We start from the raw sequence: 11,689 nt of genomic DNA, 5'->3' as shown, positions 1-11,689 counted from the left end.
CTCACCCCTTTCTGCGCGGCGTGGACTTGCGTCGAGCTTTGCTGGGCGCCGCCGTACGACTTGGCTGGACGACCGGCGAGATCGGCCTGATATCCGTGATCGGAGAAATCCCGCTAAGAATCGGCGCGGTCGCGACCCCGAGGCCGGTCGGACCGACCGGTGGCTGTACGACCAATGACAAGGGCACGGCCGTCCCAGCCCCCTCCGCACTGGTCGAGAGGTTGCGGCGGCGCACATACCAAAGCAAGCCGGTCGCGGCACCGGCGGCCAGTTGTACCGCCTCGCGCCAGGCCGCGTCCTGCGGATTGCTCACCGGCGCCGTCGGCAGCGCCAGGCGCGGTAACCGCAGCCCCTGCAGCAATTCGAGCGGGGACCGTTTGGCCACCAAACCAGGGGCCGCCACCTTGAACGGACGGCGAATCGTCGTCAGCCTGGCCTTCAACTCATCCAGCCTGGTGCGATCCACCGGCACCAGAATCAACACCGACGTCGAGTCCTGTTCGTTCTCGCTGAGCGTCAGATCGATCGGCGGCAGAATGAGACTCTCCTCCAGCAACACCGGGACCTCGTCGTCCGGAATCACGGAGAGTTCCACCTCGATTTCCGGCGGAAAATAAATCTGCGAAAAATCGGTCAGATCGATGGAGGCCAGCGGAAGACGGCCCACCGGCGGCAGGGCCAGGAAATGATCCGCCGCCGCGAACCGCTGCCCGCGCGTCCCGCGATCCCGCAAGACATCCTGGAGCTGCGCTTCATACTGTTGCACTTGGGCATACCGCAACGCTTTGGTCCCCAATCCCAGGCCCAGCACCTCGCCCTGCCAGACGGCCAATTCCCGCCGGACGAGGAACGGATCGAGCCATTGAATGATGTTGCGGTCCACCGCAACCATCGCCAGGGGCAGCACGCCGGCCGGCAACCCGCGTGTCGCCCGCTCCACAAACACCTGATGCGCGACGCGGGAACGCCGCCGGTTCCATTCGCTCGCATCCCCTTCGTCGGGGAACGGAATCAACGTCGCCGCCGTCGCCTCGATGATCTCGCCGTCTTCGACGGAACGGGGCCCCGTGATGGAGGTGGGATAGGAGGCAATGGGATTGGCCGTGAATTCGACCGGCCGCAAGGCCAGCACAAAGAGACCCGACCGGCTTCTGGCCGGATCGAGCGGCCGCAGGCTCAGCCCCAGCGCGGCATTCAGCCGTTGCGCCGAGGGAATGTCCGCCAGGTCCAGCGTCAACCGCGACGGAACGGATACAATCTCGCCGCTGGGCGTCACGCCGAGCCCCGGCTGAATGTGGAGGGAGGTCGCGGTCTCGCCTTCTTCCACCATCAATCCGGTGACCACGCCCGCTCCCATCGAGCGGCCCAAATCGGCCTGCCTGGTCAGGAAATAGGTTTGATCCCTGGTCAGATCCCGCGCGGTGAGAAACCGCCCGTCGAAGTACTTGGGCCTCCGGCGGCGCGTGTCCACGAAGAGCGTGTTCGACGCCAGCAGCCGCTCCCGCTCATCCTGATCGATGACTTCACGCCGTGATCCCTTGCTTGCGTCAAACATGTCGTTCCTCCCCCGCCCACCGTCCCGGATTGAACACGATCGGGCGGATGTTGTTATCCACGTTCACGGAAGCTCCATCGGTTCGTTGCGGCCTGGCGGACGCGGAGGCCTGCGTGGCGGGCAGCACCAACCGCGCCAGCAGTACGGCCGTCGTATCCTGTCCCGCCGCATGCTCCACCAGCGGCGCCAGCTTGCCGTCGAGTTCCTGCCACTGCGTGCCCTCCCGCCAAGCTCCGAAGACCGTCTGGCGAATCGTGTCCGCGCGCGTCGCCGGATCGGCGATGCCCGACACGTCCGGCCACTGATTGACCGGCACCGGGGGATCGGCCTCCTTCCGGATCACCAGCGTCACGGCATAGCCGTCCCGGATGCGCGAGGGCACGACCGGATCCAACGCGTCATAGGGTCCCGACGCGAAGGCCGGCGTCTTTCCCCGCTCGCAGGCGACAAAGGTCAGGAACACATCGACCACCACGCCCTCGAAGGGGGCGCCGTGAAACCCCTGGACCAGATCGTCGTCGGTTTGCGCCTCGTACCAGCGATTCAGCCTGAGACAGACCGTACGCGGCAGTTCGATCAACCGCCCTAGCCGGTCGATCGCCAATCCCGGCTCGACCTTGATCCGCTCGGGCTGCCCGTCCGGCAGCAACGGATCGGCGCCGGGCGCCACGGCCGGCTCCCAGGCCACACGCAATCCCGCGACCGTTCCGCTGCCGTACAAATAGGCCAGCGCCCGCGCCAGCCTGCCCCGGTGATAGGTTTGCTCGTCGAGAAAATCCTCCGCATCGAGCAACACCCCAGTGGCGTACCAGACACGGTCCTGCGAATCGCCTTGGGCTTGCGCTTTCGCCAGGGGATCCAGTTCCAGACTCATTGCGTTTCTCCTTTTCGCGGACGTTTCCGGGTTTGCGGTTTCGCAGCCCCCTGCGGACTCCGCACCGGTTGGATCGGCGTGGCGGTGATCGTCCCGATCGGCGTGATCGGCGTGATCCGGATCGTGGGATCGATCGGACTCACAGGGCTGGTCGGGCTGACGGGATCAATCGGAATCACCGGACCGATCGGGCCGGTCGGCGTAGGAATCGTCAGCCTGAACACCGTCACCGTCCGGATATCCGGAGCGCTCCGATTCCCCTGTGCATCCACCACCACCAACTGAAACCGATGGGTCCCCACGGACAAGCCGGCATCCACATCGATAAACGGTTGGTCCGTTATGATCGGCTGGCCCGGTCTAAACGTCGCCACAGGTGACTCCTATTGCACGAGCGTCCAAATATACCGGGCGATTTGCCCGGGAGGTGGATCGGATGACCGCTGCCCGCTCAACCGGAAGGGCCGGCCGAACGGCACCGTGGCCGGCGCGTCCAAGACCGCCGTCGGATTGTCTTCGTCGCGCACGATGATCTCCACCCGGTCCGGGGCGGAACGGTTGCCTGAATCATCGACGACTTCCAACTGAAAGATGTGCCGGCCGATGGGCAGCGGCCGGTTGGGCGTCACATCGACTGAAATTGCATTCTCGGCCGTCTCAATCGGTACGCCTGCCTCAAAAATCGCCATGGTCGCTTCCTTTCATGTGAATGAACTTACCGATCCCGGTCATCCCAACCATTCCCACACATATCGAACGAGGCGGCGGCCCTCGGCCGCCCGTGACCTGCTCCCGTCCAACTGAAACGAACGGCCGAAGCCAACGGTCTGATCGCTGCCCGCATCCGCCACCGGAGCCGGTGCAGCCGTCGGCGGCGCCGCCTGGACGAGGGTGTCCAGCCGCGGATCGAGGCTCGGGCTGTGCACGAGGACATCGCGCCGTCCCAGACGAGACCGCCCGACACGCACAGGCCGCACCGGCTGGGACGGGCCAAGATAGGTATCGACGCCGACCAACGAAGCAGCACCGACCAGGAAGGGCTCGGAGGCGGTCACCACTCGCACCGCCACATGGGCGGGGGACTCCAGGCTCACCACGCGCTTGATCAAGCCCAAGTCTTGCGGCTCGACTTCTTGGTGCACCAGGACCGTCACCCGAAAGGCCAGGCGATCGAGAAACTCCTCCACCGCTCGCTCCTCTCGCGCCGTCATTTCAAGGTCCGCCGCAAATAGCGCCAGAAACTCGCGGCGCTCTTCCTGTCCGAGAAACAACGAGTCGCCCACCAGCGAATTGCCGCTGACCACCAACCCGCCAAGCAGCGGGTCTTCCTCGTCCGCGAAATCGCCGCCCAAGATCGTCCCCATGGTGCGGCGCAGCCGGTAGTCTTCCAGCACGACGATCTCGCCGCTCGTGACCGCGCCGCCGGTCGCGATGTCGAGCGCCAGCATGAGGCCCTCCAGCGTCCCGCGCTTACGATAGAGTTCCGGCGCCGAGGCGATCAGCTGCCTGCGGCGATCGTTCGGATAGGCCGGATCGAACGACACCCCGATCCAGCTGCCCAACCATTCCAGAGCTTCAGCCGGCGTCGTCCGCGGATCAGTCAGGAGATAGGCCGACGCGATGCGGTCTTCGATCGGCGTCAGCACCCCTTCCATGTTGTCGAGAAAGCGCTCCAGGAAATCAGAGGGCGTCGCGACCTGCCCGGGCGCGAGTACCGCCTCCGCCTCATCGCCGAACTTCGTTTCGCGATACAGTTCCGGCAAATACCGGTCCCTGTAAGAGAACCGCGAAGCATAGGCCCGCACCGCAGCAACTTCGGGTGTCGCCCGGCCGTTGCCGCTGAATAGGACGCGCACCCACAGATAGCGCCCTTTCAGCTGCGTGACCGCTCGATTAGCGCGCTGAATCAGCACCGTAAACAGCCCCGCCCGATCCTTCACCAAGGGGCAGTTCAGCAGGCCTGGATACAAGGGCACTTCCGACGGGCTGGAAACCCAGGCCGCCTGCGGAACGCGCCCTTGTCGCCCCTTCGCGCCTCCGAAGCAATGGGGATGCCAATCCTCCTCTGATGCAGGAGGCACTGCTTCGTCACTGGCCGCCACGGTAATCACTACGTCGCAATCAGCCGGAATTTCTGCTTCAAGATAAAGCCGATGCCACACAGTCTGCGAAGACCCGCTGTCGATCAGCGAGGCATTCACGGCCTGCCCTTGCGTCTTAAAGGATGGCAACGAGATGGGATGCAACCCAGCTGATCCGTCTGTCGTCTGATAACGAGGCGAATCGCTGAGGGTATGCACAAAAGGCACGCCGGTATAATCCGTCAAAGGATAGAGATCGCCGACCGGCTCCGCGACGATGGCGGAAGTGTCCGGGGCCTGAGCCGCCTCAGTCGGCATGGGATAGACCAAGGCTTCATTCGGCAACCCGACCACCAGCACCGCCAGCCGGTCGAGTCCGACCCAGGCCGCACTGTAAGGGCGACGGGCGCCTTGCAGCGTGATCGCGGGACCTTGCCATCCGGCGGGATCAAATAACCGGACGCGGGCTTCTCCTCCGGACAGCCAGATCAAGACCGCCACAACGCCATCGGCGCGACAGGCCAGCGCCACCGGCTGTTCGTCGGCGGCAAATGTCACCTGAGCGGCATCGAGCAGGTGCGGAGGATGAGGGTTCTCTGAACAGGGCCGGACGACGTCGGGATTGTACGGAGCGGATGGTCGGTCCGGAAAGGGTAAGCCGATCACGCGGCCGATCCTGCGCCTGACACGGTCCAGGACCCAGACCCCTCCGGAAGGATCCGCCGCCAGCCGCCACGCGGTCCCTTCTGCCGACTCCAACGAGACCGGCGCCCACCGGTCACGCGTGTCATGCAGCAGGATGCGGTTGCCCAGCGCTACGTACAGCACATCGTCATAGCCCATCGTGACATCGGACGGAGCCTGCCCGGTCGGAATCGGCACGATCGGGAACCGCCCCGGTCGCGCGCCGGTCGCGACGACAGCCTGCGCCGCCCCATCCCACGATGCGCGCATCCCGAACCGGTCCATCGTGTCCGGGACCAATTCCAAACGGGACAGGGCTTGAGCCTCGACGACCGCCGCTTCTGCGTCGCCGACGAAAGGGATCGCTCTCCGCCCGGCCAGCCGGAGGCGCCGGCGCACCGTATCATAGCTCAGATCCGGCGGATCCCCTTCGATCCGCCAGTGGTGCCCATCGGCAAGCAGCCAGTGTTTGAGCCCGTTGGCATCCATCCCAAAATCCTTACCGCTTCAGCAACTGGGCTAACAGAGGTCCGGCACCACCGGCACCGCAACCCCCGCCTGATCCGCAAAGGGATTCGGCACCCCGCGCAGATCGTCCGGCGCCTCATCGCCCACTACCACAACCACGCTCAACAACTCCGGCAGTTGCCAGGGCTGCAAGGTCAGCTGCACCGGCGAGTCCGCTGACGCTCTCGGCAATTTGCTCCAGTCCTGACCCTGCCGTTGAAACAGATTGACCGGCGCCACGCCGCTGACTCCGGGCACGCGGGCGACGACCACTTCCAATTCCCGATCGCGAACGGCTCGTCCCAACGGCCAGCCTGCTCCATCGGCACCGCCGGGAGCCAAGGGCCAGAGCGCTCGGCGAAGCGCTTCGCGCACCTCAGCCACCACGGTCTCGCGCGACAACCCGCCGGACCCCGCAGACGCCTCGCTTCCATCACCGGCGCCGAAGCCATCCTTCACCGTGATCGCCACGCTCACGCCCAACGGCACATACTCGCAGCCGATCACATACAGCTCGGTTCCGAGCGGGCGGCGCGGACTGAGTGTGCCGTGCACCGCTTCCAAGAAAGGCCGATCCGGCCGGGGATTCGGCAAGCCGCTCCCCTCCTTGAACGGAATCACCATCACCGACACCACGCCCGGCACCTCGAAGCGCCGCTGTTGGGGTTTGAACCGCGGCAGCACCTCCACACGTCCCATCCGCACGCCAGGCGTCCTGGCCGCCAGTTCCTGATAGTCGGTTTCCGTCACCGCTCGATCACGATGCCGGAACAGGGCGGGGATGCGCCGCTCGGCTTCGGCCAGCGTTTCCGCATCGGCGCCGCCGTCGGTGGGCAAGGTCTGGGACATTTTCAGTTTGGTCGTGACGACCGCGCCGCGCAGATCGCGCGCCGCGAGGGTGGTGAGACTGCCCGGGGGCACATTCCCGGCCGCTCCGCCGCCGGCCCGCATCACCGCAACCCGGATCCTCATGCCGGTTTCGGGAACGCGGCCGCGCATGCCGTCGCCGAACCGGATCGTGCCTGCTTCCCGGTCAAGCTGGTAGACGGTCGCATCCCGGCCCGCCAGGGCCAGATCGTCGATTCTCTGCCAAGGCTGAAATCCGCGCCCGCTCTCTTCAACTTGAATGGCCAGCGTTTCCGCTTCGACCGACTGACCCGGCAGCTGCCATTCCTGATCGGCGGCCCCCGTGCTGTGGGCGATCACCCGGTTGGTGAGCGTCTTGCGCTGATCGATCTCCACCGCATTAATGCCCACCCAGCTCACCGCCAGCTGTTGCAGCGACTTCAACGTCGGACGCACGCGAATCCACGCGACCAGGCATGCAGCCCGGTCGGGTTGATCCAACCGGGGCGGCGCATCGCCCACCCCGGCCTTGAGATTGGCGCGTACATCGTTGCTCGGCACGCGAATCCGCGAGGCCGCCGGCAGCGCCACCCGCACCACTCCCTGCCGTGTCAATCCCGCCGTCGTGTCGGCTACGACATCCAGCGTGAGATAGTCTGGCTCGCCCCGCTCATCGACCGTGCCGATCTCCCACACATGCGGGATACGCGCGCGCGGACCGATGTCTTCGAACAAGGCGGGAACGGCGATCGAGGGCATCACGCCGATGGAGAGCAATTGCTGGCCGCCGCTTGCATTGCGCCCCAGCGTCTCTCTGATCTGCCCGACAAGCGGCGCCTGCAAGTCCGGCGCGGTCGCCTTTGGCGCGAGGAGCGCCAGCCAAAGCGACCGATCCACCGTCTGTGTCATCAAGTCAAACCCGTTCGGATCGGGCGCGCCGTCCACGAAGATCGGAGTCGTCACATAAGGCGTCGGCAAGGCCGCCAGCCGGTACACCGATTGAAGACCCGGAACGACCGCCGCGAAGTCTTTCTGCTCCTCGTCATTTAAAGGCCGCTTGTAGAAGACCTCGGCCGTCACCGGCAGCACCGTGAGTTCCGTCTTCGTCTCGAAGGGCACGGGCTTCTCGATCGTGGCCCGCGCCTGGATCGCCACGGCCTGCGTCATCGTCTCATCGTCGATCTGCAGGCTGACCAGTCCTTGAGCGGGAACGGCCGACCGCATTGAGACGCCGAGCAAGCGCAGAAACGCCAGGCGCTGCCGCTCGGGAATCAGATTGGCCCGATAGAGCAGCGTATCGGTGAGCCAGGCGAACAGCTCGAGGAGGGTCCGCCCGGGATCGCCGGGCCGCGGGTGCGTCCATTCCGGCGTATGCGCCGGAATCCGCGCCAGCAGTTCTTCCACCAGATCCTGATAGCTGCGATCGTCGAGGGCTGGAGGGCGAATCGGCATCGGTTAGCCTCCAACCTCGACGGTGAGTCCCAGCTGTTGCGAGACACCCGTCCGTTTCAACCGGTAGCCGATGACCACCCGCACATGAGTCGGTTCATCCGGCACCTCGGCGACATCCACGCGATCAAGCAGGATGCGGTCCTCCCAGCGTCCCAGGGCTTCGGACACGGCGTCGCGGAGCCGGCGTCGCGTCGTCAGCGTGTTCGGCTCATGCAGAAACTCGCTCAACCCCGCGCCGAAATCGGGCCGCATCAACTGTTCGCCCGGTCTCGTTTGCAGAGTGACCCGGATCGCCTGTCTGACGCTCTCCTCCAACGATGGAAAGGACAGAAGCCCCTCGGCATCCGGCTGCGGCAGGAGCGGCCAGCCGAGGGGCGGTCGCGGGAGCGTTGTCTGTGTCATGATTTCCTCCCCGGAATCGGTATGCAGATCTTGATGTACAACAGCCACTGAAAGATGAGGTTGAAGAGCTGCAAAAAGATGTTCAGCACGATAAACGCGCAAATCGTGATCAACGGAATGCTGAAGCTGCAGAGCCACTGGATGCCCAACTTAGGTCCTGTGCTGCCTTTCCCCTCCGACAACTGTTTGGCATCGCCCTGCAGCAGATTGAAGAGGCCTTCCGGCAGGGCAAAGGCGACATTCGGCTTCAGCCGTTTCAGAAAGCCTTTGTCCGTGACGTCCGGCAACGAAATTTGCACCGGAGGCGCCCCGTTGTTGTCGTACCAGGGCGCAATCGTGAAAGGTTCGCTATAGTCACTCCACACCGTTTCGGGAGGACAACGGTCATCGTGTTTCACGCGCACAAAAGCGCGAACGCGATACCGGCGCCCTTCCTCACCGAACCGCCCTTGTCCTCCGCCCAGTTGGGAGAGGCGGGTTTGCATTGTCCCAAGGACCAGTTTGGCCAGCATTGAAGCCTGCGCCTCGCTCATCTTCGGCCATTCGCCCGGCATCGTCTGCGAGGCGGCACCGGACAGATCCCGCTCCAACAACACCGCGGAGGCAGCTTTCAGAAAATCCCCCGCCTTGATCGTGCCCTGCTCCCGGGTAAACGCGAGGCTATTGAGCCCAGCGAACAATGCCTGGGCCGATACCGTCTCGCCGAAGGCGTCGAACTCGATGGCCAGCTGTTTGAGCAGCACCATAAAATCGGCGAGCGCCGGGGCATCGGGATTCAATGTGGTTAAAGCTGATCCAGCAAAGGGGAGCGGCCGCGGGCCGCCGGCAGTCAGATATCGGTGGAGATGCCCCTCCAAATCTTTTTCAGTAAAGGCGGGGAATGTCGGCGACTCAGTCATCTCGGAACTGGTCACGGGAATCACCCCGTACAGAAGCGTGCGCCCCGTCGCACGACAGATATCCGGCGGCGCGACGAACAACGGCGCCTGCTGCTCGCGAAGGTTCACCGCATGGCCGGCTTGCATGGCCAACAGCCGGTTGATCTCAACATGCCCGGCTGACAACTCCGGGCGACGGAAGGCCGGATCGGGGTCACGCGACTCTTGCTCCGCGTTGGGAAACGGCACCCACCCCCGAAAAAGCCGATCCTCTTGCATCCAGGCTTCCCGAACTTCTCCGCCCGTGCCGTTCGTCGAGATACGCCGGACAACCAAACCGGCCCCGGCGATCTTCGCAGGATCCAGCCGTGGTCGGCCGAAACTCAGACAGGAGGCATCGAGCAACGCGATATGAAACGTGCGATGAATCGGCTGAAACAGCTTCAACACGCCGTTGGCGTCGCGATGGTTCGCTGCCGATTTCATCACGTCCGATAACCCCTGTTCGCGCGAGAGACGATCCAGGACGGCGGGAAGAAAGTCCTGTTCCGTCCGCTCCAGGATCACCGGACCGGTCGCGGGCGCCGCTCCGGCCCCCTGGATGGTGACGTCATGCGTTACCATACGTTGCCCGCCCCCGGCGTATACATGGCCGATACCACCGTATTCGTGATCAGCGTGTCGCACTGGACGACGCCGGAGAATCTGGACATTCCGGCGTTGACGGTCACCATGCCCGCACTGACTTCGACCTGGCTGGCCTGCACCGTCACCTTCGCCGCAGCCCGGATCGTGACGCCGCTCGTCTCCATCGTGACAGTATTGCCCGCGGCCTCCAGCTTGATCTTTCCACCCGCCTCGTCGGTCAACGTCCCCTGCACTCCCGCAGGCGTTTCAAAGACGATCTTTTCCTGTCCTCTCTGCTCTTCGACAATGGAGATCTTCGTGCCGGCCTTACCCGTGATGGTCCAGCGATCGACACGATTGCCCGGCAGGGAATCCGGCGCCTGGTCGCTGCCGTTCCACAAGCCTCCCACTACCATGGGGAAGCGTGGATCGCCGTTCAGAAACACGACCAGCACTTCATCACCGACATCCGGCAGGAAAAACGCCCCCCGGTCGGCCCCTGCGAAGGGCACGGCCACCCGCGCCCAGACCGGCCCGTCCTGGTCATCAAGCCCGTCGCAATTGAGCAGGCGGATCTGCACCCGCGTCAGCCGATCGGGATCTTCGACCGACACGACTTCCGCCAGATAACCGGCAGTCCAGGCTCCGGACTGTCTCTCGAACCGATTCCCGGCCTTCATGACCGTCCTCCCCAATAGGCGCATTCGGCTTCGAACTGCGTGCGGTAGCCCACTTCCAGATCAAAACGATGGCTGGCCCTCGTCACATAGTAGGTATTGCTGAACCGCGGCCCGATCCCGGCAATGGTCACATGCGTCCCGACGCGGATCGTCGGATTGCCTTCCGCCGTGCCCTCCAAACAGACAAACCGGCGGGCCCGCTGGTCGAACGCACTGTCCGCGACGGCACGGGCCTCGTCCTGAGTCCGCACAGTCAGATGCCCGATGTGCTCTGTCCGGTCAATCGATGCACGACTCAAGAGCTCGGCCCCGGTCACCCCTTCGCCTGGCCCGCGATGCGCGCCGGTGCTCTCCGCGGAAAGTCGCGATCCTTGCACAACGTCCCAACCGGCGACCGTGACTTTTGTCGTTTGATGGGCGAGGTCGGCCAGGACGCGGACGCTGCGGAGTTGGCCGTACATGCGCAACTCCACGTTCCCCCGCTGTACATCCTGACGCGGCGAGACATGCAATTCGTTTCCGACCACCTGCACATCGCCGTCGTAGCGCTCCAGCACCCGGCGCAAAAACGCCAGATCGCTTTCATTGAACTGCACCCAGGTTCCGAGGCGATCGCGGAAGCCGGTCACGACCGGTTGGAGGCCCAGACGATCGGCCACCGTCTGCGCCAGGTCCGCGAGCGACAGGTCATCGTAGGTCTTCGTGCGCCGGGTCATGCGCGCCTGTTGCGCCGCGTCTTCCGCGAGAATCAGCAATTCCGGGGGCCCCTCTTCACGAAACTCCGCTTCCACCCCTGTGATCGTGCCGCGAAAGATTTCCGTCGGCGACGACCCAGGCCCGGCGTACACCGCAACGGCTTTCCCCAGCGTGACAATGGCCCCGTCCTCGAACGCAAACGACGCGCCGCCGCTGGGATCACTCGCCACGTTGCTCAGCCGCAGCTGTAAGGTCGAGAGCCCGCCTTCCTGCTCGGTGACATCCATCCCGATCAGCAGCTCGGAGACTTTGGCATAGGATTGCTGATCAATCCGGACCGTCGGCCTCGCGCTGTAGACCGCCGTAGGGCTGATAGGACGTTCACCCATGGGCACACACCTTCATCG

Annotated in this window: 10 protein-coding genes; all 10 read right to left on the bottom strand. The window is 64.6% G+C overall.

The annotated features are described in order from the left end of the window. Position 1 precedes the first annotated feature (1 nt). Genes ACO9S2_RS10585 through ACO9S2_RS10540 form a run of 10 tightly spaced genes read right to left on the bottom strand, consistent with a single transcriptional unit; the run spans position 2 to position 11,671 of the window. Positions 2-1,555 carry a hypothetical protein gene (locus tag ACO9S2_RS10585; RefSeq protein ID WP_423722008.1) on the bottom strand — a complete coding sequence of 518 codons (1,554 nt, stop codon included), beginning with the start codon at positions 1,553-1,555 and terminating at the stop codon, positions 2-4. Next, positions 1,548-2,429 carry a hypothetical protein gene (locus ACO9S2_RS10580; protein ID WP_423722006.1) on the bottom strand — a complete coding sequence of 294 codons (882 nt, stop codon included), beginning with the start codon at positions 2,427-2,429 and terminating at the stop codon, positions 1,548-1,550. The genes ACO9S2_RS10585 and ACO9S2_RS10580 overlap by 8 nt, the downstream gene beginning before the upstream one ends. Next, complete coding sequence (locus tag ACO9S2_RS10575) at positions 2,426-2,803, bottom strand: hypothetical protein (RefSeq protein WP_423722004.1); 378 nt, start codon at positions 2,801-2,803, stop codon at positions 2,426-2,428. Before ACO9S2_RS10575 ends, ACO9S2_RS10580 begins: the two co-directional genes overlap by 4 nt. 9 nt (positions 2,804-2,812) lie before the next feature. Beyond that, a complete protein-coding gene (locus tag ACO9S2_RS10570) occupies positions 2,813-3,118 on the bottom strand; it encodes a hypothetical protein (protein ID WP_423722003.1) in 306 nt (101 codons plus the stop codon). Between the two features lie 39 nt (positions 3,119-3,157). Further along, entirely contained in the window at positions 3,158-5,683 is a 2,526-nt protein-coding gene (locus tag ACO9S2_RS10565; protein WP_423722001.1) for a phage tail protein, read from the bottom strand. A 30-nt stretch (positions 5,684-5,713) separates the two neighbouring features. After that, entirely contained in the window at positions 5,714-7,999 is a 2,286-nt protein-coding gene (locus ACO9S2_RS10560) for a putative baseplate assembly protein (RefSeq protein ID WP_423722000.1), read from the bottom strand. Positions 8,000-8,002: 3 nt separating this feature from the next. After that, complete coding sequence (locus ACO9S2_RS10555) at positions 8,003-8,401, bottom strand: GPW/gp25 family protein (protein WP_423721998.1); 399 nt, start codon at positions 8,399-8,401, stop codon at positions 8,003-8,005. Continuing rightward, positions 8,398-9,903: a hypothetical protein gene (locus tag ACO9S2_RS10550; RefSeq protein ID WP_423721997.1), complete on the bottom strand. Its 1,506-nt coding sequence runs from the start codon at positions 9,901-9,903 to the stop codon at positions 8,398-8,400. Before ACO9S2_RS10550 ends, ACO9S2_RS10555 begins: the two co-directional genes overlap by 4 nt. Continuing rightward, positions 9,897-10,586, bottom strand: coding sequence for a phage baseplate assembly protein V (locus tag ACO9S2_RS10545; RefSeq protein WP_423721996.1), 690 nt, complete (start codon positions 10,584-10,586; stop codon positions 9,897-9,899). Before ACO9S2_RS10545 ends, ACO9S2_RS10550 begins: the two co-directional genes overlap by 7 nt. Beyond that, a complete protein-coding gene (locus tag ACO9S2_RS10540) occupies positions 10,583-11,671 on the bottom strand; it encodes a phage late control D family protein (RefSeq protein ID WP_423721994.1) in 1,089 nt (362 codons plus the stop codon). The genes ACO9S2_RS10545 and ACO9S2_RS10540 overlap by 4 nt, the downstream gene beginning before the upstream one ends. Positions 11,672-11,689: the final 18 nt, after the last annotated feature.

The sequence above is a fragment of the Nitrospira sp. NS4 genome (genome assembly GCF_049546785.1).
Classification (GTDB): Bacteria; Nitrospirota; Nitrospiria; order Nitrospirales; family Nitrospiraceae; genus Nitrospira_D.
The sequence above is the reverse complement of the archived record's forward strand: the minus strand, read 5'-3'. Positions and strand labels throughout refer to the sequence as shown.